Genomic DNA, 24,307 nt, shown 5'->3' on the forward strand with positions numbered 1-24,307 from the left:
AGCCACGCAATTGAACATCGTATACCGCGTACGGGCCACTATTGCGGTGCCCGACACGTGCTGTCAAGCCTCGTCCGCACGCCGTCGCGCACGGCTACGGCATGAGCGCGCATGGACAAACCGTGCGGCGTGCGGGGTTATCGCGTGAGCTTGCCCGCGTAGTAGTCCTCGACGATCGCCAGCGTGGAGCGCAGGTGCTCGTTTGTCTTCCGTGCCGCGAGGTCGGCGTCCCCGGCCCGGAACGCCGCGAGGATCCGGGCGTGCTCGTCGTTCCCGGTGAGCATCCGGTCGCGGTACGCCCAGATCGACTGGGCCACCGGCACCGCCGCGGCATCGCGCAGCATGCCGATCATGTTGCGCAGCCACGTCGAGGGCGCGGCGTCCATGAAGACCGCATGGAACTGCCGGTTGAGCTCCACCCACTGCCCGATGTCATCCACGGCCAACATCCGCTCGTGGAGCTCGCCGGCCCGGTCCAGGTCCGCCGGCGTGAGCCGAGGCATCGCGGAGGTGACCGCGAGCGGCTCGAGGGCGAGCCGGAGCTCGTAGATCTCCCGGGCCTCCTCGACCGTGCCCTGATGAACCACCGGGCTGCGGTAGGCGTCGAAGTCCACCAGCCCCTCAGTGGAAAGATCGCGGATCGCCTCGCGGATGGGGGTCCGGCTCGTCCCGAGCTGCTCGCTGAGCTCGGAGAGGATCAGCGGGGTGCCGGGCGCCAGGACACCGCGCAGGATGGCCAGGCGCAGCTGCTCGCGCACCATCTGGTGCGCGGTCTGCCGGCGTACGTCCTTCAGGCCCTCGAGACGCCCGGGCGCCGTGTGGCGTGGCGCGAGCGGATGGTTCGACGGTGACGCCATGCGTCGCATCGTACCTGATATACAGTCGATTCATGACGGGCCTTTGGACGGTGGAGGTCATCGGTCTGGGCGGGACCATCGCGATGCCCCGCTCCGACGACGGCGGCGGCGGCGCCGTACCGAGCCTGACCGCCGAGGACCTGGCCGCGGCCACCCCGGGACTTCTCGACGTCGCGGACCTCAACGTCTCCACCCCGCACCTGCTGCCCGGCGCCTCGCTGACGTTCGAGCTCTTGCGCGACGTCACGGCGCAGGCGCGACAGGCTGTCGACGGCGGCGCCGCGGGCGTGGTGCTCACCCAGGGCACCGACACCATCGAAGAGACCGCCTACCTGTTGGACCTGCTCTGGGACCGCGACCAGCCGCTCGTGGTCACCGGCGCCATGCGACCGCCGGGCACCGCGGGCGCCGACGGCCCGGGCAACCTGCTCGCCGCCGTCGCGGTCGCGGTGGCTCCGGAGAGCCGCCGGCGGGGCGTGCTGGTGGTGTTCGGCGACGAGGTGCACGCGGCCCGGCGGGTGGCGAAGGTGCACAGCTCCCGGCTCGCCGCGTTCGCGTCCCCGGCGGCGGGGCCGGTCGGCGGCGTCACCGAGGGCATCGTGCGCTACTGGTCACCACCCCCCGCCCGCCGCTCGACCCTCACCGTCGGGAACGGGCCGGCGCCCGCGGTGGCACTCGTACCGGCGGTCCTGGGCGACACCGGCGCCGCGCTGCGCGCCACCGCCGCCGCCAGCGAGGGCGTCGTCCTCGCGGCGATGGGCGGCGGTCACGTACCGGCCGCGATGGTCGACGCGCTGGCGGCGGTCGTCGCGGCGAAGCCGTTGGCTGCGGCCACCCGCACGGGCGCGGGTCCTCTCCTCCGCGACACCTACGGTTTTCCCGGCTCCGAGCGGGACCTGCACCGCCTCGGCGTGCTCGACGCCGGCGACCTGCCGCCGCTCAAGGCGCGCATCCTGCTCACCGCGGTGATGTGGGCGCACGGCGCACGCGCAGAGCAGGAGGCGGCCTTTCGGCGCGGCGCCGACGTCTGAGCCGGCCTTCCGGCGCGGCGCCGAGGTCTGAGCCGGTCCAGCCCGCGGGCTCACCGACGATCGCGCGGCTCACGGACGAACATCGCCGATGCCCGAGCCTCACACCAGCAACGGGGAACTTTCGGCAGGCAGTGCCTGATGAAGTTGCCCCGATCTCACGTCCCAGCGGTCCTGCCTGCTAGCTGATCGCCTCGCTCAGCGACGCCACGACCCCGGGCGCGACGGCCCCGGGACCGCCGAACACCCGAACCAGCGACGTCGTCTCTGGCGAGGAGACGGAGGCGAGGTAGGAAGCGGTGGCCGCGGGGAGCGAGTCGGCCCTCGTCAGCAGCAACGGGCCGTCCCGGTTGGCGACGAAACCCGACGCGACGACGGCGTCGGCGAAGTCCTCGCCCGACGCGACAGCGATCGTCCTCACGCCGTCGGGGAAGAACGTCACCGAGCGTGCGACGAGCGCGGCGGTCTCGTACCGGTCCTTGCCGACGAAGGACGTCCCCCTGCCATGGAGCACCTTCGTCGCCGGGCCGCCGACCGTGTAGACGGGTCCGGTGATCACCTCGCCCTCCTCGCCGAGCATGAAGGACTGCGTGTATCCGCGCTGCCGCCATGGTCCGGTGTGGCTGTGAAGGTCCAACTGGTCCCCCTTGGTAAGGAGGACGACGCCGTTCACCTGGGCCGCTGCGGCGCCCGCGGCGAGGGCGTCCGGGTAGTCAAGGCCGGTCGCGAGGAACACGGGCGTGTCGCGGCGCTGCTCCCACTCCTCGTTCGGCCCCATGGTCGCGGGGTCCGGCGGCGCCGTCGACTCGCCCTGCCCGGCGGAGGTGATCGTCCACAGTGCGAGGGCGGCGGCGGTGGCGTACCGGTCGGGGCCGGCAATCCGGTGGACGGACTGAGCCCCCACGATCGCGCCGAGGTCCTCCTCGGCCGTCACTGAGACCGTCCCCGGGCCTCCCGCGATGACCACGTGTGCCGCCGAGAGCCGCCTGATCTCGGTGGCGACCCGGTCGTCGAGCGCCTTTCCGCTCGGGGTGATCAGGATCGGCGCGTCCAGCTGGTCAGCCAGCGGCACGGCGGTGAGTGCGTCCGGGAAGTCGTCGGAGCGGGTGACGATCACGGTGCCGGTTCCGGGGGCGAAGGCGTGCGGCCTCTGCGCCTGGGACGCCGCGACCGCGGTGTCGATACGGTCGTCTCCATGGATGCGGATCACTTCATCCGCCTCTGCGGTCACCGCAGTGTCCGGGCTCGCGGTCGCGGTCGTCGCTCCGGCGCACACGAGGGCCGCCGCCAGGGCAGCTGCGATGGAACCAACACAGGCACGTCTGAGCATCTCGCCCCCCACGAAGCGTTCGACGGCCGGCACAGACGCCGAATGCCATCGACACAGCACATTACCGTCGATCTCCGTCCATTGTGCATCGGTAGCCGCGGTGGGCCACAGACGTTCACGGCGTCTTTTCCGGTCACGACGGCCGCGCGCCCGGGCCCGCGCCCGGGCCGACTGCAGCCCACCGCCCGCATCGGGGTACTTCCGAAAGGCAGGACCTGACGGAGTTTCCCCGACGAGGCGCGCGGCAGCCCGGGGAGATGCACAGCCTGGCCCGCTGCGCGCGGCACGGCTGGAATCCCGGCCGGATCGGGGTAGTTCCGTAAGGCAGGACCTGACGGTCTTTCCCCGATGACGTCAGCGGGACAGCTGACCCCATGGCCCAGACCAAAACTCCCAACCCGCCCGCCCCACGTAAGGTCGTGTCCGTGACCGACCCCGCCGTCCTGCACTTCAACGACTGCGCGAACGTGGGCGCGAATCTCGTGCGCGCGGCCCGCGCGCAGGGCTGGCGCTGGGGCTACGTCCCGCCCGCCAAGGTCCGCCCGGCTGCCACACCCGAGCAGCTGCGCGGCGTCGGCAAGGCCCGGTACCTGCCCTTCCTCGCGCACCGCCGCCAGGCCCTGCAGCGGGCCGACGTCGTCCACGTCCACTACGCCACGTCCGCCCGGTTGCTGCGGGAGCGCTTCATGCCGCGGCGCCCGTACTTCCTGCACCTGCACGGCACAGACATCCGCACCCAGTGGCTCGACCCCGCCTACCACGAGGAGGTCCGCCGGGCCGCCGGCGAGGCGGTGGGCGTCTTCTACACCACCCCGGACAACCGGGAGCACGCCCTGCAGGCCCGCGCCGACGCGGAGTACATGCCAGTGTTCGTCAACTTCGACGAGCTGCCCGCCTGGCAGCCGGCGGACCGGCCGCGGGTGGTCTTCGTGTCCCGGTGGGAGGACGTCAAGGGCCTCGCCGACCAGCTCGCCACCGCCGAGCAGCTCGCCAACGCCAGCGGCCCGGACGTCGAGCTGGTCGGGCTCGACTGGGGTCCGGGCGCCGACGCCGCCAGGCGGGCCGGGGTGCGTCTCATCGCGCCGCTCCCCCACCCGGAGTATCTCGACCTGCTCGCGTCCGCACACGTCACGGTCGGGCAGTCCACGGCGATCCTCAGCGTCAGCGAGCTCGAGGCGATGGCCATCGGCGTCCCGCTCGCCGCCTCGGGTGAGCACTACCCCATGCCCGACGGCGGGACCCCCCCGATCCTCACCGGCACGGTCGGGGAGACGGTCGAGCAGGTCGTCGCCGCCCTGGCGGACCCGTCCGCCACCGCGCGGACCCTCGACGTCGCCCGGTGGGTCCGCGACCACCACGACGCCGCCGATCACGTCGCGGGGCTCGAGGCCCGTTACCGCGCGGCGACCGCGAGCGCCTGACGCGCGCGGCGGCCACGAGCGCCTGACGCGCGGCGGCGCACCAGATCGTCCTTGGCCGTCATGCAGATGCACCAACGAAACGGGGCCCCTGCCCGAAGGCAGGAGCCCCACTCCTGGTTCAGCTGCCCGAGGGCAGCGCCGCTACTGCATCAGCGGGTCAGGCGCCCGCCGTCGGCGCGGGGGCCGGAACCGGCTTCGCAGCGGTGACCGTCACCGGGAACGCGTTCGGCGCACCCGCCAGCGTGGCCGAGATCGTGTAGGAGCCCTCCGTGATGGGGTCGACCTTGGCGTCCTTGACCTCGAAGGTGTACACGCCGTTGGCGTCGGCCTTCACGGTCGCAGCCTTCGCCCAGTCGACGTCCGCACCAGTGCCGGCGGCGATCTTGACGTCCGCGCCCGGGGTGGCCTTGCCGGTGATCTTGGTGGCGTCGGTCGTCACCGTGGCGGCGTCCGCAGAGAGCACGACGGGCGCCTTGATGAAGACAGCCGTCTCGGCGCCGTTGGTCGCAACTGCCGAGAGGACGAGCACCTCGCCGGCCGGCACGCCGGCCTTGAGGGTCACGATCGTCTCTTCGTCGGTGTCTGCGGTCTGGCTGGCGACAACCGCACCCGCCTTCGTGGTCACGGTCAGCTTGGCGCTCGGCGTCGACTTGACCGTCAGGGTACGGGCGGCGTCGCTGGTCGACGTCGCGAAGACGCCGCTGACCGGCGTCGCGCCGAGCGTGGCCTTGACGGCGTCGGCGACGCCCTTGGAGACGGCGCCGGTCTCACCGAAGACGGTGACGTCGGCGTTGCCGTTGGCCGTGAAGTACACGGTGGTGAACGGCGAGGTCTCCGTGGCCTTGGTGAGCAGCACCGGGGCGTCGTTCGCGGCCGCCCAGGCGCCCGCCACGACGGCGTCGGGGAAGTTCTGGCCGCTGGCCAGCGCCACACGCGGTGCAGAGTCGAACGTCTCCGCGACGATCTTGGCAGTCTCGTAGCGGTCCACGCCGGAGAGCTTCACGCCGGCCTTGGTCCCGGCCGCGGTGACGGCGGAGCCGCCGACTGCGACGACGTTCGCCGAGGCGACCGCGTTGTTGTTGAAGTAGTCGTTCGTGAAGAACTCCAGCTTGTCGCCGCGGGTGAGCAGCACGACGCCGCCCTTCTCGGCTGCGGCAGCGCCGGCGGCGAGCGCGTCGGCGAAGTCGTCGCCGCGGGCAAGGTAGACCTGCGGCGTCGGGACCGCGGAGACGCCCGCGAGGGTCGTCGAGCCGATCTTGCCGGTCTTGATGACGTCGGCGATGAGCGTGGCGGTCTCGTACCGGTCCGCGCCGCCCACGCGGAAGACGTTGGCCGAGCCGACGGCGGAGACGAGCTCCTGCTCGGCGGCGGCGGAGACGGCGCCCTTCTCGCTACCGGCGATGATGACGCGCAGGGTGGCGTCGCCGTTCTCGGTGTTGAGGCGCTTGATCTCGGCGAGGACGCGGGCGTCCAGGCCCTTGCCCGGCTGGGTGAGCAGGATCGGGGCGTTGCCGGCGACCTCGGCCAGCGGGGTGGCGGCGAGCGCGTCGGCGTAGACGTCGTAGCGGGCGACGACGACGTAGCTCGCCTTGGAGTTGTTCGTCTCCGTGTCCGGGTAGACGTTCTTGGACGCCGCGATGGCGGTGTCGATGCGGTCCTGACCACCGAGGCGGTTCACGGTGTCCGCGGCCGTGGCGCCGGTGGCGCCGGCCAGGACGACCGCGATGGCGGCAGTTGCGGCAAGCGAGCCGCGGCGGATGAGCTTGTTCATGAGTGACCTCCAAGATCACGGGTGTTCGGGTCCCCCCTGCCTCGAGGAGGCCGCACCACGGAAGCGTGGGCGATCCTCGACGTCACGAGCGATGACCGAGGCAGGTATTCCGGACTCTATCCTTCGGGACTGACACCGTCCTGATATGGCTCTCCCGGGTAGTCACATGGCGGTAGTCCGGCGGCAAAGGCTTCATGAGCACCGCCGTGACCTGGGAGGACACTCCCGGGATGCGCCTACGGCGTGGCGTGCCTCACTGAGACGAATCGATTCAGTGGGCTGCGGCGGTTCGCTGCGCCCGCTTGTCCCACTCCCCCGCCACCCAGAGCGCCAACCCGATGAAGACCACCAGCAACCCCGCCATCTCGATAGCGATCAGCGTCACCACCGCCTCGATGCCGCCCTCGGCGAGCAGGAGCGTGAGCAGCGGGACAGCCATGTAGATCACCGAGAACGCCAGCGAGACGCCCTGGCGCTCCACGACGAGGAAGACCGTGGACAACGGCGAGGTGATGAAGTTCAGGTACAGCCACGGCACCAGCAGCTCGGCGAGACGCCCGGCCAGGCGCCACTGCTCCCCGAAGACGAACGCGAACGCCGGCTCGGCGAGGAAGAACAGCGCCGCGAACGGCACCACGCCCAGCAGCGTCGACCGCGAGACGCACCACCAGGCCAGCGCGCGCATCCCGCCGCGCTCGGTGGTGGCGAAGCGCTGGTAGTAGATCTGCGACAGCGCGCCGTTGACGAGCGTCAGCGGCGCCTGCACGGTGCGCCACGCGAGGGAGAACTGCCCGAGCAGCGCGTTGCCGAAGATCCGCCCGATGAGCACGTTGATGCCGTTGAGCCGGAACGCGTCGATGAGCGCCGTCGGCCCGTTGAGCACCGGCATGCGCCAGTACCGGCGCAGCAGCCCCGCCGTCTCGGCGGGCGCCGCCCCGGGTTCGGGCCGCGCACGCCGGGCGAGCAGGGCCAGCCCGAGCGCCGGTCCCACGAACGTGCCGCCGATCAGGCCCGGCGCTCCCGCGCCGGCGAACCCCGCGGCGAGCTGGGTGCCGGTGGTCCCGACGGCCTGCAGCATGCGGTTGCCGCTCATCGTGGCGTAGCTCTTCCGGCGGTTGAGCCAGCTGATGTAGATCTGAATGTGGCCGAGGACGAGGATGTTCAGGCCGGCCAGGTACAGCCACGGCTGCAGTGCGGGCGCGTCCAGCCACTGCGCGATGGGTCCCGCGAGCGGCAGCATCACCAGGGTGAGGACGACGGCGGTCACCGTCACCAACCGCGACGAGAGCCGCACGAGCCCGCGCCCCTCAGCGTCGGAGCGGGGCAGCACGATGGCGACGTCGTAGCGCCAGGCCGCCATGGTCGCGATCGCCGAGACGATCGAGGTGTACAGCGCGAGCACGCCGTAGTCGGCGGGCTCGTAGAGGCGTGTGAGGACGACGGACGCGGCGATCGGGATGGCCTGCGCGATCGCGGAGCCGGAGAAGAGGGTGAGGAAGTGGCGCGCGAACTCGTGCTCGCCCACGTACCGCCGGATCCGGTTCATCGTGCTCGATCCTGGCATGGCATGCGCGCGTGATCGGACACCGAGCTACCGCAGCGCGAGGCTCGAGTCGTAATAGTCCTCACGCAGCATCTTCGCGTCCCGCTCGAACTGCGACTCACCCGTGATGAGGCCGAGCAGCCGGAGCTGGTGGATGTGGATCATGTGGTAGACGTCGGTCTGCCACCGCTCACCTTCGCAGACGACCCCGTCCACGCAGTACCGGGAGATCTCACCGGGCTCGCGGAAGTCCTCGAAGACGTCGAGCACGGTGGTCGCACCCGCGTCGAACAACGCCGCGGCCCGCGGATCCTCGGTGAGGACGTAGTAGTCGTACAGCCCGAACAGCGCGAAGTTCTGTCCGTTGATGACCAGCAGCGGCTCGGTGTTGCCGGCGTACTCCTCGAACCAGAGGTTGCCGCCGTCGACCAGGGTGAAGCCGAGCCCGGTTGTCTCGTCGCGCTCCACGAGGAACGACTCCATCGTCCGGTCGGCGGCTTGGCGCCACCGCTCCTCGCCGGTCTCCTCGTACATCCGCACAAACAGCGACAGGGCCTGCCCCTGCGCCATGCCCGAGTACCACGGGGCGCGGATGACGTTGTTGCCGATGCCGCCCAGGACGTAGTCGCGGTCGTAGGAGAACCACAGCGCGCCCTCGCGAAGCTCGCCGTGATCCAGTAGCTCCTCGGCGTTCGCGGTGGCGCGGCGCAGGTGCTCCGCCCGGCCCTCGCGGTGGTACGACGCCAGCGCGTGCAGGGCGTACTGCGCCGTGGCGACCGGGTGCACCCAGCGGGTTCCAGTCTCCTTGCCGTCCACGCCGGCCCACATGACGACGACGCCGTCCTCGTCGATCTCGAACTCGGGATCGGCGAGGTCGAGATCACGGCGCTCGGCGTCGTAGGGCCGCGGCTCGATCTCGCGGAGCACGAAGCCGCTGGTGCGGTAGGGCGTGGACAGCCGCGGCGGCTTCTGCGCCAGCTCGACGCGGCGGCTCACCTCGGCCGCAGCCCCGGCACCGGCCGCCGGCAGCACCACGCAGCCGGTCAGGCTGAGCGCCACCGCCGCCAGGACGCCAACCAGCCCAGCCCGTCTCATGCCCGCTCCCCCCGGCCCGGTGCGTGACGATCACGCGGTGGACACGGCCTTCGACGGTAGTTCGAGACGGGTGCCGTCCTCCAGAAAGCGGAGGTGTTTGTGGGCTATCGCACGAGCAGTGAAGCGGCCATGAACCGCGCCGGGCCTTCGCGGGCGAGCAGTCCGCGCGGGTCCCGCGTCAGCACCGTGCTCGGCCGGCCGTGGCGGCGCCGCGCCCGGGCGCCGGCAATCAGCTCCTCGGCCAGCGCCGCGGGGTCGGCCGCCGCGTCGAGCACGCGGCGGTCCGCGAGCGAGAGCACCCGCTCGTAGCCCGGCGCCGCCTCGGCCAGCCGCCGGGTGACGGCCGCGAGCGCGGCGCGCTCCTCGGCAGTCCAGATCGCGGCGTCCTGCCGGTGGAACACCGCCCCGAAGAGATGGATGCGGGCCACCTTCACCGCGACGGCCTGCCGTGCCCGCAGCGGGTAGGCGGCGAACCACGGCTGGTCGAACAGGTGGTGCACGAACGCCAGCTCGACGGCGATCGGCCGGGGCGCGTAGGTCACCCGGTCGGCGGCGTCCTCGCCGATGACGTAGGCGGGACCGCCGCGGTCGACGGCCACCTTCGACTCGAACCACAGCCGGGTGACGTAGGGGACGTCGTCGCCCACCGCCAACCCCTCGGCGAGCTCGGCCCCGAGCCGTGCCCGGGCGGCGGTGGACACCAGTCCGAGCGGGGCGCTGCGGTAGCTGAGCCGGTCGGCCAGGGGGTCGGAGAGTCCGCGCAACCTGGGCCGGGTGGGCGGGGTGGGCACGATGGTCCGGCGCGCCCCGCGCACCAGGCGGGCCACCACGGTCTCGGCACCGGTGCGCCGGGCCAGCGCGAGCCAGGAGGCGACGGCGCCCGGCTCCATCGTGTCGTCCGAGCCCATGATCGAGACGAACTCGCCATCGGCGGCCCGCATACCGGCGTTGAACGGCCCGGCCGCGCTGCGGACAGAATCCCGGTGCTCGAGGAACCGCACCTGCTCGCGGTGGCCGGGCGGCACCTCGGCGGCGATCTGGTCGGCGTCGATGTTGTGGCACACCACGCTGAGCCGCACGCCCTGGCCGTTGCCGTCCAGCACCGAGGCCACCGCCCGGGCGATGGGCCGGGTGGGGGTGTGGACCGCGATGACGACGTCGACGGCCGGGTCAGCCACGCCGCTCCCCGACGCCGACGCCCTCCACGTCCGCGCCGTGGTCGAACTCGTTCATGGCGGTGAGGTTGGCGTGCATCCTGCGCAGCATGCCGATGAGCAGCTCCCGCTCCTCCTCGTCCAGGCCGTCGAGGAGGATCTGCTCCCGGCGCACTGCGATCGGCAGGATCCTGTCATGCAGGGCGACCCCGTCCTCGGTGAGGTAGATGCGCCGTGCGCCGTCGGCGCTGTCGAGCCCCACGAGCCCCTTGTCCTGGAGGGTCTTCAGGCTGCGGCTCACGACCGCCTTGTTGGTGCGCAGGAACCGGCTGACGTCGGCCGCGGTGCACCCCGGTTCGTTGGCCACGTGCGCCATCAGCCGCCACTCGTTCACCCCGACCCCGAAGCGTCGCAGGTACCCCAGGGCGCTGCCCCAGGAGATCGCGTTGCCGATCGTCACCAGGTAGTACGGCGTGGACGTCCATCCCGCCGCGGTGCGCGGCAGCCTGGCCCGCCGGAGCTCACTGGTCTTCACAAGGCTTCTTTGTACGCCATCGCCCCGCGCATCCACGTATCCGCCGCCTCACCAGTGGTTCCGCATCGGGAACTGGTCGAGCGGGCTGGCCCCGTCCTCGGTGAGGTGAACGAGCCGCTCGGTCCGCAGGCCGCCCACGCCGGGCTTGTTGATGGTGGCCTTGAGCGTGAAGACCATCCCTGGCTCGAGCACGTCGTCGTTCGTGGGCCCGATCCAGGGGTACTCCTCCTCCGGGTCCATCCCCGTGCCGTGGCCGGTGCCCCGCCCGCGCGCTTCGATGGAGTACTCCGCGTAGCCGCGGTCGACGAGCACCCCCTGGATCTCGTGGTTCAGGGCGGACGCCGTCACGCCCGGCCGCGCATAGGCGAGCCCGGCCTCGACGGCGCAGACGGATGCGTCGACCACGTCGAGGACCGCCTCGGAGACCTCACCGACGGTGAAGCCGCGTCCGCCGTCGGCCACGTAGTTGCCGTAACGCGCGCCGATGTCGGTCAGGACGAGGTCTCCCGGTGCGATCGTCCGGCCGGACGGCAGCGCCAGGCTGAAGGACGACCGTGGGCCGGACTGCACCATGGAAAGGAATGCCACGCCGTCTGCCCCGGCTCCGATCATCGCCATGTCCGCCTCGCGGGCGAGGTCGCGCTCGGTGCACCGCTCACCGGAGGCGACGATCTCCTCCAGCCGGGCGATCGCCACGTCGGTCAGCGCGGCGGCATGGCGCAGCTGGCTGACCTCCCAGTCCGACTTCACCGCCTTGGTGCGGGCCAGCACGTCGGTGTCCGTCACGCGGCAGCCGTCCAGCGCGGCCTCGAGCGTTGCCCGGACCGGGGCGGGCACTTGCCCAGAACCGGCGAAGCCGACCCTCCCCTTCGTCCAGACGCCGGCCTTTGCCGTGGAGATGCCCGGAAGTTCGCTGAGCAGGTGGACCGGAAACGGCGTGGTCTCCTGAGCGGCGTCGAGGCATCCGTCGGCGACGAACAGCTGCGGGTCGCCGGCCAGCGGAAAGAGCAGGACGGCCTGCTCGATGCCGTTGATGCCGTCCACCGGACGGAAGTCGGTGAAGTACCTCGTGTTCGCGGTCCGCCAGGCGTCGCCGTAGCAGACGAGCAGGTCGAGGTGGTTGACCGCCATGGCCGAGCGGAGGCGGTACTGCCGGTCCTCGTACTCCGCGCGCGGTGTCGGTCCGGGGGGCGGGATGTGCACGGGGGTGAGCTCCTTCGTCGTGGTCACGGTCGTGGTGGGTGCGGGGCGCGCCGCGGCCATCAGCCGAAGCCCAGCGTGGTCGGAAGCCAGAGGGACAAGGCCGGGAAGAGGACGAGCAACAGGAGCACGACGGCGACGGGCAGGTAAAGCCACCGCGCCTCCCAGTAGACGGAGGCCACCTTCGCCCTAGCGACGGCGGCGGCGATGAAGATCAGGCCGCCGACCGGCGGGGTGATCTGGCCGAGCATGATCGACAGGACGAGCACGACGCCGAGCCAGACGAGGTCGATGCCGGCTGCCTCGGCGATCGGGGCGAGGATCGGCACGACGAGCACCATCGCCGGCGGCGGCTCGAGCACGAGCCCGACCACCAGCAGGAAGACAACGATGAGCACCATGAGAAGGGCCTGGTTGTCGATTCCCTCCAGGCGGCGCGCGACATTGGCGGGGACCTGCTCGGCGATGAGGAGCCACGCGAGCGGCCCGGACGCGGCGAGCAGGAAGAGGATCACCGCAGTGTCGTTGGCCGACTCCTTTGCCGCGGCCCAGAAGGAGCCGAGCGAGACCCTGCGGTACACGAACGTGCCGATGACGACCGCGAATAGGCAGGCGACCGCACCGGCCTCCGTGGCGGTGACGGCGCCCTGGCGCAGCAGCATGAGAATCCCGAGCGGCAGGAGCAGTGCCGGGAGGGCGTAAACCAAGGCACGTCCCTTCTGCGACCACCCGCTCCTGGGCTCGGCCCGGATGCCGCGGTAGACCCGCCCGGCCAGCAACCAGACGGCGACCATCAGTGCGGCCGCGAAGATCAGGCCCGGGATGACGCCGGCCATGAACAGCGCGCCGACCGAGACGCCGGCGAGCGAGGCGTAGAGCAGGAACGAGATCGACGGCGGGATCATCGTCGTCGTGATGGAGCCCATGGCGGTCAGCGCCGCGGCGAACGCGCGCGGATAACCGGCCTGCTCCATAGGCCGCACCAGCAGCTTCGCCACCATGGCGGAGTCGGCCGAGCTGGACCCGGACAGCCCGCCCAGCAGCGTCGAAGTGGCGATGTTGACCTGTCCGAGGCCGCCGCGCAGGTGGCCCACCAGGGACAGGGCAAGGTCGATGATTGCCCGGGTGATCCCGCCGGCGTTCATGAGCGCGCCCATGAAGATGAAGAACGGGATGGCGAGCAGCGTGAAGTTGGTGCTGACCGCGGAGGCGAAGTGGTTTGCGATGACCACTTCCGGCAGGTCGCCCGCGGCGAAGGCGACCGCCGCGCCGAGGAGCAGCGCGTGGGCCACAGGGGCACCGAGTGCGAGCAGCAGCATCGATGCCACCAGCGACAGGACGGTCGCGTCGAGGACGACGAGGTAGGAGTACTGGACCCCCTCGAGCACGACGAAGGCCAGCACTGCACCAACGGCCACGGTCGCCGGGACCGCCCACCGCGGCACGCCGGTCACGTCCGCCCGCAGCAGGTTCAGCAGCGAGAGGAGCGCACCGACCGGCAGGGCGAGGTAGAGCCACTCGTAGGAGACGTGACCGCTGATGGAGAACCCTGTGGTCTCCGCCATGAGTCCGATGCCGAGGTAGCCCACAAGCGCCAACGCCGACGCCGAGAGCGCGATGCCGAGGAGGTCCGTGTACGGCCGGGTCCGAGTCGGCAAGAGGTGCACGAACATTGACATCCGGATGTGGCTGCCGGTCCGGGTGACAGTGACACAGCCGAGCATCACCAACCACATGAAGGCCCAGCGGGACATCTCCTCCGGCCACGCCAGGGGCGCGTCCATCACGTAGCGCATGAACACCTGCGTGATGGCGACGCCGACCATGGCTATCAGCAGCAACGCGGTCGCCGTCTCGATCGTCCGGTCGAACAGGACTACGGCCTGGAGCCGCGGGGCGCGGGCGGCGGGCAGGTCCTCGGACTCGTGCAGCTCGTCGAGCTTCGTCGACTCCTCGGGGGGCGCGACGGCGTTCCCGCGGCGCTCCGTGGGCGCGATGGTCACGGCGTCGTCCTCCTCAGTTGGACGCGAGGGACTTGACATCGGCGATGAACTCCTCGGCCTCCGGGAACTTCGCGAAGTACTGCTCGTCGTAGGTGGCGGACCGCGCCTTCCACTCGTCAAGGTCCGTCGGCTCCTCGAGCACCGTGACACCCTCGGCCTGGAGCTTCTCGAGCGTCTCCGCCTCGAGCTGCCGGCTGGTGGTCCGAACCTCGTCGAACACCTCCTCGGCCGTGGTGGTCAGGCAGTCCTGCAGCTCCGGCTCGAGGGCGTTGAACCACTCGGCGTTCGCGCGCACCGGCTTGATGTTGAACCAGTGCTTGGTGTTGTTCAGGTGCGGGGCCGGCTCCCAGAACGCGTTCGCGTCGATCTGGGCCAGCGCACTCTCCCCGCCCTCGATCACACCGGTCTCCAGCGCGTTGTACATCTCCGTGAACGGCACGGGCGTCGGTGCGGCGCCGAGCGCGGTCCACAGGCCGAGCGGGATCTCAGCCTCGGGGACGCGGATCTTCAGGCCGGCGAGGTCGTCGAGGTTGGCCACCGGTCGGGTGCTGAACGTCCAGCGCCAGCCGTCCTCCCCCATCCCGAGGATCGTCGCGCCGGTCGTGGCCTCGAGCTCCTCGGCCATCTGCGGCATCATCTCGTCGATGACCCGCTCGACGTGCTCCTCGTCCTCGAAGACGTAACCGAGCGAGAGGGCAGACAGGCTCGGAGCGAGCTCGCCCTCGACGTCGAAGCCGCCGCTGGTGATCTCGTACGTGCCGCTGCGGTTGCCGTCGATGAGGTCGACGAAGCCGCCAAGCTGACCGGCCGGAAAGTTCGTGCCGACGAGGCGGCCGTCCGAGCACTGCTCGACCTCCTCGACGAACCGGTCGAAGCCGTCGTTCATGGGGGTCCCCACGCCTTCGATCGTGGCGACGCGGTACTCGATGACGTCCCCGGCGGCGGCACCATCGGTGCCGTCGGAAGAGCTCTCGGTGTCCGGTGCACAGGCCGCCAGCACGGCAACGCCGGCGCCGAGGGCCGTGAGGGTGGTGAGGTTCTTCCGCCGCCCAGAGGTGAGAAGCATGCGTCCTGACCTTTCTCGTCGTTGAGGCGCACACGGTCCAGCCGCGCGCAGGAGGAGATTCAAATCTGTCTCGATGCCCGACGGCAGCGAGTTGCAATAGCAACTGTGCCACCGGCGTGGTTGCAATAGCAACCCCGATGTGAGAAGTGCCGCGGCGAGCGCGTGCTCATGGGAGGGAAGCGCAGGTCACCGCGGCGGCCGGCGCCAGAAACTCAGCTGTAGGTGCGTGCGCGCCGGGCGCGCACCTCGATCGCACGGCGGTAGGCCCGCTCGTACCCGACGGCCACCTGCTCGGCGGAGAACCGGTCCCCGATGGTGCCGGCGATCGTCTCGGCGCTCAGGCCCCGGGTGGCGGCGTCCACCCGCTCGATCGCGGCCGCGTACAGGTCCGGGTCCTGCCGGTCCACGAGCTCGCCCACGGCGTCGTCGATGTACTCCCCCTGCCCGCCGGTGGCGCCGACCACCACGGGCCGGCCGTGCACGAGCGCCTCGGCGGCGGAGACGCAGAAGTTGTCCGCGCGGGTGGGCAGGAAGAACAGGTCCGCGGCGGCCAGGGCGGCGGAGACGCCCGCGGTGGGCTGGTTCCCGGCGAGCGTCACACGGTCGGCGACGCCGAGCCGGGCGGCCTCGGCGCCGACCTCCTCGCGCAGCGACCCCTCCCCCACCCAGGTGAGGTGGGCGTCGGTGCCTCGCTCACGCAGCGCGGCCACCGTCCGGACGGCGACGACAGGGTCCTTACGTTCCACCAGCCCGCCCACGCCGACCAGGCGCAGCATGCCGTCCCGCTCGCGCCGCCCCGGCACGGGGTCCAGCGGCGGCACGATGCACGGCACGATCTCCATCGCGCCTGGGCGGGAGCGGCGGATGGTCCGGGCGAGGAAGTCGCAGACGGCGGTGGTCACGTCCGGGCGGGCCTGGAGGCGGGCGAGCACCGGCAGCGCCACCCGCCACGTCAGGGGCAGGGTCGCGGGGGTGGTCAACCCGGACCAGTGCTCCGTGTGGACCCACGGCGCGGCCGGGCGCCACCAGGCCAGCGGCAGCAGCGTGGAGAAGGCCATGGTGTGGACGACGTCGGCGCCGTCGAGCAAGGGACGCAGCGCCCGGCCCGCGGCCAGGATCTGGTCCGGCCGGTTCGTCGCCATCGGGATCCGCCGGACCGGCAGGCCCTCGTGGTCGAGCGCGCGGGTGCCGTCGTCCTGGTGCGGCGGCACGAGATGGACGACGGCGACGTCGTGCCCCGCGGCGGCGATGGCGGCGACGTCTTTGGCCACGAAGGTGCCGGACGACGGGGCGCGGGTGGTGGGGAACCAGGTGGAGACAGCAACGACCCGCATGGGCCTCATCATGCCAGCCGTGTCCGGAGTACTGATTTACGGACGTGCGCGCGTCCAGGCAACGTGCACACATCTCCTGTCCCGAGGGGCGTACGCTCGAAAGTCATCCGGACCGGAGTACCGCTCACCGATCGAGCGTCCCTCCATCCTCCACAGGAGCGGGTGACCGAAGGACTTCGATGACCGCAACGGTGCGCTCGGTGGCCAAGGCCGTGGCGATGCTGCAGGCGTTCGACAGCCAGCATCGCCTCCTCACCGTGCGCGAGCTCAGCGCCCTCACGGGCGTGCCACGCAGCACCTGCCACGCGCTGTGCCAGACCCTGGTGGAGACCGGGCTGCTGGAGATGCACGGCGCGGAGGGTTACCAGCTCGGCCAGTCGTTGGCAACGCTCGGTGGTCAGGTGATCGAGCGGACCGGGCTTGTCGACGCCACGCTCGGGCCTGTCTCGACGCAGCTCGCGTCCACCCGCACCGAGATCCACGTGGCCCAGTACGTCCCGACCGGCATCGTGTACCTCCTCCGCCTGCAGAACGGCCGGCGCCTGCCCAACAGGAACCGGACCGGGCGGCACTGGCCGCTGCACGGGAGCGCCTGCGGCCTCGCCGTGTACGCCACCCTGCCGGCCAACGCCCGGGCCCCGCACCGCGAGGGACTGCCGGAGGAGACGCTCGCGCTGATGGACGAGGCCGCGGTCGCTTTCGTCAAGCGCGGCTACATCGTCACCGAGGTCAGCCAGGAGGGCTTCCGCAGCGTCGGGGCACCCGTGCTCGACCAGCACGGCGACGTCGTCGGCGCCATCGGCACGGGCGACGCACGCAACCTCATGAACCCGCAACGTACGCACGAGATCGGTGTGGCGATCCGCCGCGCCGCCGAGACTTCCTCACGCGCCCTCGGCTTCCTCCCGTCGCTCGCACCCGACGCCAGTCAGAAGCGCCGGCCCGCCTGATTCAGCGGTCACCGCGCCACCGCGAGCGCGACCAGATTGGCAATCTGGTCGCAAAATCGGGGGGCCGCGAGCGCGACCAGATTGGCAATCTGGTCGCAACATGGGGGCTCCAGGTGGCCCACCTCACACCTCGTGTCCAGCGATACGGGACAGCCCGTGTGAGCGCGGTCACAGCCCTGCTTACTGTCACGCCATGGTTCTCGACACACTCTCTCGCCAACGCGAGCACACGTCCCTTCCCGACCACCCCATCACCGCGCTCGCCGAGCGCGACCTGCGCTGGCGCCGCCTGCACGACGCCATGGCCGCCGAGGGCTACGACGCCCTCCTCTTCGCCGCCGCCGACTACCGCGGCCACAAGGGCAGCCTGCGCTACCTCTCCGACTACAACCTGGGCCACCGGTACGGCTACGCCGTGATGTTCGCCGGCGAGGAGCCCATCGTGGTGCTCCCGCAGAACCTCGAGGCCGACCGCCGGCCGGCCGGCGGCTGGGTCTCCGACTACCGCTTCCCCTACAACCTCGGCGCCGGCCTCGCAGAGATCCTGCGGTCCAAGGGCGAGGCGCTGCGTGTGGGCATCGTCGGCCTAGGCCAGGTCATGAAGGTCGAGGACTACCTCGCCGTCACCCAGGGCCTGCCGCGCAGCACCTTCACCGACGCCTCGGCGCTCTTCGACCGGGTCCGCGCCATCAAGAGCCCGGCCGAGACGCGCGCGGTCCGCGAGGGCGCCTACATCGTCGACCGCTGCTTCGACCGGCTCCTGGAGATCGCCAAGCCGGGCATGACCGAGCAGCAGGTCGCCGCCGAGATGTTCCGCGTGGGCGCCGAGCTCGGCGGCCAGGACCCGCTCTTCCTCACCATGTACGCCGAGGAGCGCGACGGCGTCACCCGCGCCACCTTCGGCCAGCCCCAGGACCGGGTGCTCGGCGTCAACGACGTCTTCACCTTCTCCTACGAGATCGTCGGCCCCTCCGGGTACTGGGTGGAGCTGTCCCGCATGGTCACCTTCGGCGAACCCGCCGCCAGCGTGGACCACATCGGCCGCGCCGTGGCCCTCGGCATGGACGCCGCCGCCGCGGCACTGCGCCCGGGCACCGGGTTCGACGCCGTGCAGCGGGCCGTCATCGACGCCGTCGAGAGCCAGGGCGTCCGCTCGGAGTACTGGTCCGGCCACGGCCTGGGCCTGGACGTCCTCGAGGAGCCCTGGGTGGGTCTCGACGTCGTCCAGGACGGCTCCAAGGCGGGCGCCGTCACCGCCGTCGAGCCCGGCATGGTCCTCGCCATCCACCCCACCCTGTGGGACGAGGACACCCGCGCCATGGGCTACATGGCCAACACCTACGTCATCGACGACGACGGCGCCCAGGCGCTGTCCCGTCACCCCGTCACCGTCCACCCGATCCCCTGAGGGGCAGACCCATGACCACCACCACACCCGCCGTCGACCCGATCCTCGCGTCGGTGCTCCAGCGCCGGCTCGACGCGATCTCCAAGGAGATGGCGACCCTGCTCATGCGGTCCTCGCGCTCGCCGATCTTCAACGAGATCGGCGACCTCGTCACCGTCATCTTCGACGCCCACGGCCGCACCCTCGCCCAGGCCGAGTACGCCGCGATCATCGCCTTCGGCGCCCGGCCCCCGCTGGAGTACATCCTCGAGTACTTCGGGGACGACATCCACGAGGGCGACGTCATCATCCACAACGACGTCTTCACCGGCGGCAACCAGAACGCCGACACCGGCATCTACATGCCGATCTTCCACGACGGCGAGCTGGTGGCCTGGTCCGCCGCCAAGGGCCACCTGGCCGACATCGGCGGCATGACCGCCGGCGGGTACGACCCCAACGCCAAGGAGGTCTGGCAGGAGGCGTTCCGCATCCCGCCGGTGAAGATCTACGAGAGCGGCGTGCTGCGCAAGGACGTGTGGGACCTCGTCGCGGCGAACATCCGCTTCAGCTTCGTCATGGAGGACGTCAAGGCGATGGTGGGCGCGTGCGCGATCGGGCGCCGCCACATCCAGGCGCTGCTGGGCCGGTACGGGCGTGCCACGTTCGACACCCACATGGAGTACGTCCTCGACAGCTCCGAGCGGCAGGTGCGGGCGGAGATCTCGCGGTGGCCCGACGGCGTGTACCACGGCGAGAGCGAGATGGTCTCGGACGGCCTGGACCCCACCCGCCGCTACCGCATCGCCTGCGAGATCACGATCGACGGCGAGGAGATCACCTTCGACTTCTCCCACACCGACGACCAGGCACCCGGCTTCACCAACATGCCGCCGGCCTCCGCCTCCGGGGCGGTGCGCATCGCCTTCCTCATGCTGGTGGCCGCCGGCGACATCGTCATCCCGACCAACGAGGGCCTGTTCGCGCCCATCCGCACCGTGTTCCGCAAGGGCTCCCTGCTCAACCCGAACTTCCCGGCGGCCACGATCTTCGGCAACCAGATGAGCGACGAGGTCATGGAGTGCGTGATGTCCGCCCTCGCGGACGCCCTCCCCGACCGCGTCACCGCCGGCTGGGCGAAGTACATGGCCACCGCGTTGCACGGCACGGACCCCGCCACCGGTGAGCCGTACGTGACCCTGACGGTGTTCCAGCGCACCGGGCCGGGTGCCATGAACGGTTCGAACGGCTGGGACGCCCTCGGCTTCTCCGGCACGGCCGGGCAGATGCGCGCGGCGGACCCGGAGATGTTCGAGATCACCTCCCCGCACTTCATGGAGTACCACGAGTACCTGCCGGACTCCGCCGGCGCCGGGCGCTGGCGCGGGGGTCTGGGCACGCGCTCGGCCTGGCGCAGCGACGGCGTGCACGCGCACGGCGTGACCATGGGCGAGGACATCGAGGCCGAGGGCGCCACGCCCGGGCTGGGCCTGTTCGGCGGCCACGACGCCGGCCTGAACCGGATGCTGCTGGAGTACCCCGGCGGCTCCACCCACGAGTGGGGCTCGAAGGAGATCACCGACCTGCCTCAGGGCACCGTCATCCGCTCGTGGTGCGGCGGCGGCGCCGGGTACGGCGACCCGTTCGAGCGCGACGCCGCGGAGGTGGCCGAGGAGGTCCGCTCCGGCCTTCTCTCGGCCGCCAAGGCGCACGACGAGTACGGCGTCGTGGTCGACGCCGCCACCAACCTCACCGACGAGGCCGCCACCCGCGCACTCCGCGCGCTGCGCGCCACCACGACGAAGGAGAAGAACTGATGGGTACACGTATCGGCATCGACGTCGGCGGCACATTCACCGACTTCCTCGTGGTGGGCCCGGACGGCTCTCGCCTGGTGCACAAGACCAGCTCCATCCCCTCCGACCCCGCCCGGGCGGTGACCCAGGGCCTGCGGGAGATCGCGGAGAACCGCGGCGAGAGCGTCGAGGAGTTCCTCGCCGGGGTCGACACCATCGTCCACGGCACCACCGTGGCCACCAACGCCCTGCTCACCCGGCGCGGCGCGAAGACGGGCCTACTGGTCACCGAGGGCTTCCGCGACGTGCTCCCGCTGCGCGACGGCACCCGCGAGGAGCCCTACGACAACCGGCTCCAGCCGCCCGCCCCGCTCGTCAAGCGCGAGCACACCGCCCCGATCCCGGGCCGGTTCGACGTGCACGGCCAGGAGGTCACGCCGCTCGACGAGGACGCCGTGCGGCGCGCCGCCCGGCTGTTCAAGGACGAGGGCATCGGCGCCGTCGCCATCTCGTTCATGCACTCCTACACCGACGACCGGCACGAGGTGCGCGCCGCCGAGATCCTCGCCGAGGAGCTCGGGGAGGCCTACGTCACCCGGTCCGCCGACCTGCTCGCCCAGGCCCGCTACTACGACCGGACCAGCAGCACGGTGCTCAACTCCTACGTGGGCCCGATCATCCGCGAGTACATCCGGGTGCTCACGGCCACCCTGGAGGAGGCCTCCTTCCGCGGCGTCCTGCTGCTCATGCAGTCCAACGGCGGGGTCGCTACCCCCGAGGAGCTCAGCGCCCGTGCGGCGCTGTCCCTCCTGTCCGGCCCGGCGTCCGGGCCGACGGCGGGGCTGCTCGAGGTGGCCGCCCACGGCTGGGACCGGTGCCTGACGGTGGACATGGGCGGCACGAGCTTCGACGCGGCCATCGTCGACGGCGGCCGCCCGCTGGTCATGACCGACGGCAAGATCGACCGGTGGCGCATCGCCCTGCCCATGGTGGACATCCACACCATCGGCGCCGGCGGCGGCAGCATCGCGGCGGTCGACGACGGCGGGATGCTGCGCGTCGGCCCGCAGAGCGCCGGCGCCGTGCCCGGGCCGATCTCCTACCGCCGCGGCGGGCAGGTGCCCACCACCACCGACGCCGACGTCGTGCTGGGCTACATCTCGCCGTCGAGCTTCCTCGGCGGGGGCATGAGCCTGGACGTCGACGCCGCCCGGCAGGCCATCGGGGAGCAGATCGGCAAGCCCCTGGGGCTGGACGCGATCCACGCGGCCGCCGGCATCTACGACGTCGTCAACGTCTCCATGGCCGCCGGGGTCCGCGAGATCACCGTGCGACGCGGGCTGGACCCGCGCGACTTCCCCATCGTGGTGGCCGGCGGCGCCGGCCCGGTCCACGCCGCGGCGATCGCCCGCGAGCTGGAGATCCCGCTGCTCGTGGTGCCGCGTGAGTCGTCCATCTTCTGCGCCGCCGGCATGCTCGTGTGCGACTTCAAGCACGACTACGTGCAGAGCCAGCACTGGGACCTCGCCCAGGTCGACTCCGCGGAGGTCGCCGCCATCTGGCGGTCCATGGCCGAGCGCGGCACGACCACGCTGCTCGGCGAGGGCGTGCCCGAGGACAAGATCGAGTACGCCCCCTCGCTGGACATGCGCTACAAGGGCCAGTGGTTCGAGATCAACGTGCCCCTGCCCGCCGACGCCCTCGACACCCTGGACATCACCGCCGCGGCCCGGGAGTTCCACCGCCTGCACGACATCCAGTTCGGGTACCACACCGACGAGATGCCCATCGAGGTGCTCAACGTCCGGCTCACCGCCACCGGCCTGGTGGCCGGCTCGAGCGGCACCCCCACCTGGGGCGCCGCCGGGGTGGCCCAGGCGCACCGCGGGCAGCGGGACATCTGGTCCCCCGGTCAGCGGCGCATGGTCGCCGCCGACGTCTACGCCGGCCAGGACATGGTGCCGGGCGACGAGATCCAGGGCCCGGCGATCGTGGAGCTCGGCACCACCAGCATCGTGGTCCTGGACGAGTACGACGCCGTCGTCGACGTCACCGGATCGTTCGTGCTCTACCTGCGGGAGCGCGCGGAGGAGATGCGCGCGCGCATCCAGACCGGGCGGACGCCCGTGACCGCCTGACCGCGTCACCACCCGCGCCACGTCCCGACGGCGTCCGGCTCGTCCCGCCGTCGCACCTCGCTCGATCCACACTCCAGAACCGCACATCGCTCCCCAGCCTCGTCGCGCGCGGTACGCGCGCGACGAGGCCCGGGAGCCGTGCGCCCTCGGCTCGTATTCGAAGGAGAATGCCATGAGCTCAGAGCGAACCACCCCCACCCTGCGCGAACAGATGGAGGACAACGTCCTCAGCCCGGTCGCCGCCGCGGACCGGCAGGGCGGCTGGGCGCTGCTCTCCAACACCGCCGGCGTCGGCACCACCCTGGCGATGCTGCTGATCGGCGGCTCGGCCAGCTACATCGTCGGTGTGAAGTGGGCCATCGCCATGTCCCTCGTCTCGGCCCTGTTCGGGTCGGTGGTCGGCAGCCTGGTGGGCCGGGTGTCCCAGAGCACCGGGATGTCCTCGACCGTGACCAGCCGGTTCCACGGCCTCGGTGCCACCGGCTCGGTCGTGGCCTCGCTGATCTTCGCGTGGATGATCCTCAGCTTCCTCGCCCTGGAGAACGTGCTGCTCTACAACGGCACCCTGTTCATGCTGGGCTGGGCACCGAACCTCGCGAACGCGATCGGCATCTACGGCGCGCTGACCGCGCTGTGGATCTTCCTCGCGCTGTTCGGCGTCAAGCTGGTCCAGAAGACCTCCCTCGTGCTCACCCTCGTGGCGGGCGCGCTCATGATCGGGGTGGGCGTGCTGGCCTTCACCCGGTCCGAGCTGAGCGTGGGCCAGGTCTTCGGCGTCCAGCCGGAGCACGTGGGACCTGCCGAGATCATGGGTGTCCTGGCCGCCATGGTGGGCATGGCCGGGGCGCTGGCCCTCACCGGCGCGGACTTCGCCCGCTACGCCCGCACACCGAAGGACGTGCGGATCATGGCGATCGGCGGCAACATCATCGTCAACTTCGGCGTGGTCTCCCTCGGCGCCCTGCTCTACCAGGCGGGCGACACCGTGGTCTCCCGGTTCCTCGAGGACCCGGCCAACGCCGCGGTCGCCGCCGCGCAGGTCGGCGAGACCACCGCCGAGCAGGTGCAGTTCCTCGCCCACTCCAACGCCGGCGCCTACTTCATCCTCCTGGCCGGGGTGCTGGGCTTCGTGGTGATGTACGCGGCGCAGGTCAAGGCGCAGGTCATCAACGTGTACGCGGGCTCGCTGTCGCTGACGAACCTCGTCGACGCGCTCCTCGGCAAGAAGGTCAGCCGCATCCTCATGGTGCTGCTCGCCAACGCCATCGCGCTGCTCGCGGTGTGGGGCGGGATCCTCGGTGTCCTGGTCCAGTTCCTCGGGGCCCTCGGCATCGCCACCTTCTCCCTCGCCGCCCTGGTGGTCACCGACTTCTACATCGTGCGCCAGCGCCGGCCCGCCCCGGTGGCGCGGGTGGAGAAGGTGAACTGGGCCGGGCTGATCGCCATGGCCGTGGGCTTCACCGTGTCCTACCTCCTCCTGGTGACCGGAGTGTTCGCTCTCGGCTTCGTGGTCACGCTCGTCCTCACGCCGCTGGTCTACGTGGCGCTGCGCGGCACGGTGCTGCCCGAGGGCCGGGGCACCCGGTTCGTGCCCGGCACGGCCGCGCTGAAGGAGGTGGAGGACCTCGAGGCGGCACCGGTGAACTGACATCGACAGCTGGGTGTGCCCCCTCCCGTGGGAGGGGGCACACCCGTGCTC

Annotated in this window: 18 protein-coding genes; 7 read left to right on the forward strand and 11 right to left on the reverse strand. The window is 71.4% G+C overall.

From position 1 onward, the window contains the following. Positions 1-137: 137 nt before the first annotated feature. Positions 138-857, reverse strand: a complete 720-nt coding sequence (locus FE374_RS14420; protein ID WP_168205700.1) for a GntR family transcriptional regulator — start codon at positions 855-857, stop codon at positions 138-140. A 32-nt stretch (positions 858-889) separates the two neighbouring features. On the opposite strand from FE374_RS14420, the gene FE374_RS14425 reads away from it, so the two are divergent. Beyond that, entirely contained in the window at positions 890-1,888 is a 999-nt protein-coding gene (locus FE374_RS14425) for an asparaginase (protein WP_139929894.1), read from the forward strand. Positions 1,889-2,066: 178 nt separating this feature from the next. Here FE374_RS14425 and FE374_RS14430 read toward each other — a convergent pair whose 3' ends face one another. Next, a complete protein-coding gene (locus FE374_RS14430) occupies positions 2,067-3,116 on the reverse strand; it encodes a cell wall-binding repeat-containing protein (RefSeq protein WP_168205701.1) in 1,050 nt (349 codons plus the stop codon). Between the two features lie 524 nt (positions 3,117-3,640). Between FE374_RS14430 and FE374_RS14435 the strand changes: the two genes are divergently transcribed. Next, the gene (locus FE374_RS14435; protein ID WP_223173548.1) at positions 3,641-4,636 is read left to right on the forward strand and encodes a glycosyltransferase family protein; all 996 of its coding nucleotides are present in this window, start codon (positions 3,641-3,643) and stop codon (positions 4,634-4,636) included. Between the two features lie 157 nt (positions 4,637-4,793). Here the strand turns inward: FE374_RS14435 and FE374_RS14440 are convergent, their stop codons facing one another. From FE374_RS14440 to FE374_RS14480, 9 genes are all read right to left on the reverse strand, one after another. Beyond that, positions 4,794-6,407, reverse strand: coding sequence for a cell wall-binding repeat-containing protein (locus FE374_RS14440; RefSeq protein WP_139929897.1), 1,614 nt, complete (start codon positions 6,405-6,407; stop codon positions 4,794-4,796). A 271-nt stretch (positions 6,408-6,678) separates the two neighbouring features. After that, positions 6,679-7,953, reverse strand: a complete 1,275-nt coding sequence (locus tag FE374_RS14445) for an oligosaccharide flippase family protein (RefSeq protein ID WP_168205702.1) — start codon at positions 7,951-7,953, stop codon at positions 6,679-6,681. 45 nt (positions 7,954-7,998) lie between these two features. Beyond that, positions 7,999-9,045: a D-glucuronyl C5-epimerase family protein gene (locus FE374_RS14450; RefSeq protein WP_139929899.1), complete on the reverse strand. Its 1,047-nt coding sequence runs from the start codon at positions 9,043-9,045 to the stop codon at positions 7,999-8,001. Positions 9,046-9,149: 104 nt separating this feature from the next. Then, positions 9,150-10,223: a glycosyltransferase gene (locus tag FE374_RS14455; protein ID WP_139929900.1), complete on the reverse strand. Its 1,074-nt coding sequence runs from the start codon at positions 10,221-10,223 to the stop codon at positions 9,150-9,152. Further along, positions 10,216-10,734 (reverse strand): MarR family winged helix-turn-helix transcriptional regulator, encoded by a 519-nt coding sequence (locus tag FE374_RS14460; RefSeq protein ID WP_139929901.1) that lies wholly within the window; start codon positions 10,732-10,734, stop codon positions 10,216-10,218. Before FE374_RS14460 ends, FE374_RS14455 begins: the two co-directional genes overlap by 8 nt. 48 nt (positions 10,735-10,782) lie before the next feature. Then, positions 10,783-11,964 (reverse strand): M24 family metallopeptidase, encoded by a 1,182-nt coding sequence (locus FE374_RS14465; protein ID WP_168205703.1) that lies wholly within the window; start codon positions 11,962-11,964, stop codon positions 10,783-10,785. 32 nt (positions 11,965-11,996) lie between these two features. Beyond that, positions 11,997-13,937, reverse strand: a complete 1,941-nt coding sequence (locus FE374_RS14470; RefSeq protein ID WP_168205704.1) for a TRAP transporter large permease — start codon at positions 13,935-13,937, stop codon at positions 11,997-11,999. 13 nt (positions 13,938-13,950) lie between these two features. Then, positions 13,951-15,003 (reverse strand): TRAP transporter substrate-binding protein, encoded by a 1,053-nt coding sequence (locus FE374_RS14475; protein ID WP_139929904.1) that lies wholly within the window; start codon positions 15,001-15,003, stop codon positions 13,951-13,953. A 212-nt stretch (positions 15,004-15,215) separates the two neighbouring features. After that, complete coding sequence (locus FE374_RS14480; protein WP_139929905.1) at positions 15,216-16,337, reverse strand: glycosyltransferase; 1,122 nt, start codon at positions 16,335-16,337, stop codon at positions 15,216-15,218. A gap of 179 nt (positions 16,338-16,516) precedes the next feature. Here FE374_RS14480 and FE374_RS14485 point away from each other — a divergent pair, with 179 nt between their 5' ends. The 5 genes from FE374_RS14485 (at position 16,517) to FE374_RS14505 (ending at position 24,256) form a co-directional block, all read left to right on the forward strand. Next, positions 16,517-17,287, forward strand: coding sequence for an IclR family transcriptional regulator (locus FE374_RS14485; protein ID WP_139929906.1), 771 nt, complete (start codon positions 16,517-16,519; stop codon positions 17,285-17,287). Between the two features lie 193 nt (positions 17,288-17,480). After that, complete coding sequence (locus tag FE374_RS14490) at positions 17,481-18,695, forward strand: M24 family metallopeptidase (RefSeq protein WP_168205705.1); 1,215 nt, start codon at positions 17,481-17,483, stop codon at positions 18,693-18,695. An 11-nt stretch (positions 18,696-18,706) separates the two neighbouring features. Next, positions 18,707-20,491, forward strand: coding sequence for a hydantoinase B/oxoprolinase family protein (locus FE374_RS14495; RefSeq protein ID WP_139929908.1), 1,785 nt, complete (start codon positions 18,707-18,709; stop codon positions 20,489-20,491). Continuing rightward, positions 20,491-22,608, forward strand: a complete 2,118-nt coding sequence (locus FE374_RS14500) for a hydantoinase/oxoprolinase family protein (RefSeq protein ID WP_139929909.1) — start codon at positions 20,491-20,493, stop codon at positions 22,606-22,608. The genes FE374_RS14495 and FE374_RS14500 overlap by 1 nt, the downstream gene beginning before the upstream one ends. A gap of 172 nt (positions 22,609-22,780) precedes the next feature. Further along, positions 22,781-24,256 carry a purine-cytosine permease family protein gene (locus FE374_RS14505; RefSeq protein WP_179957322.1) on the forward strand — a complete coding sequence of 492 codons (1,476 nt, stop codon included), beginning with the start codon at positions 22,781-22,783 and terminating at the stop codon, positions 24,254-24,256. Positions 24,257-24,307: the final 51 nt, after the last annotated feature.

Origin of the sequence: Georgenia yuyongxinii (assembly GCF_006352065.1) — a bacterium.
Lineage (GTDB): Bacteria > Actinomycetota > Actinomycetes > Actinomycetales > Actinomycetaceae > Georgenia > Georgenia yuyongxinii.

Coding starts and splice junctions, on each gene's coding strand:
- FE374_RS14420 (WP_168205700.1), bottom strand. CDS start 857: ATGGCGTCACCGTCGAACCATCCGCTCGCGCCACGCCACACGGCGCCC.
- FE374_RS14425 (WP_139929894.1), top strand. CDS start 890: ATGACGGGCCTTTGGACGGTGGAGGTCATCGGTCTGGGCGGGACCATC.
- FE374_RS14440 (WP_139929897.1), bottom strand. CDS start 6,407: ATGAACAAGCTCATCCGCCGCGGCTCGCTTGCCGCAACTGCCGCCATC.
- FE374_RS14445 (WP_168205702.1), bottom strand. CDS start 7,953: ATGAACCGGATCCGGCGGTACGTGGGCGAGCACGAGTTCGCGCGCCAC.
- FE374_RS14450 (WP_139929899.1), bottom strand. CDS start 9,045: ATGAGACGGGCTGGGCTGGTTGGCGTCCTGGCGGCGGTGGCGCTCAGC.
- FE374_RS14475 (WP_139929904.1), bottom strand. CDS start 15,003: ATGCTTCTCACCTCTGGGCGGCGGAAGAACCTCACCACCCTCACGGCC.
- FE374_RS14480 (WP_139929905.1), bottom strand. CDS start 16,337: ATGCGGGTCGTTGCTGTCTCCACCTGGTTCCCCACCACCCGCGCCCCG.
- FE374_RS14485 (WP_139929906.1), top strand. CDS start 16,517: ATGACCGCAACGGTGCGCTCGGTGGCCAAGGCCGTGGCGATGCTGCAG.
- FE374_RS14490 (WP_168205705.1), top strand. CDS start 17,481: ATGGTTCTCGACACACTCTCTCGCCAACGCGAGCACACGTCCCTTCCC.
- FE374_RS14495 (WP_139929908.1), top strand. CDS start 18,707: ATGACCACCACCACACCCGCCGTCGACCCGATCCTCGCGTCGGTGCTC.
- FE374_RS14500 (WP_139929909.1), top strand. CDS start 20,491: ATGGGTACACGTATCGGCATCGACGTCGGCGGCACATTCACCGACTTC.
- FE374_RS14505 (WP_179957322.1), top strand. CDS start 22,781: ATGAGCTCAGAGCGAACCACCCCCACCCTGCGCGAACAGATGGAGGAC.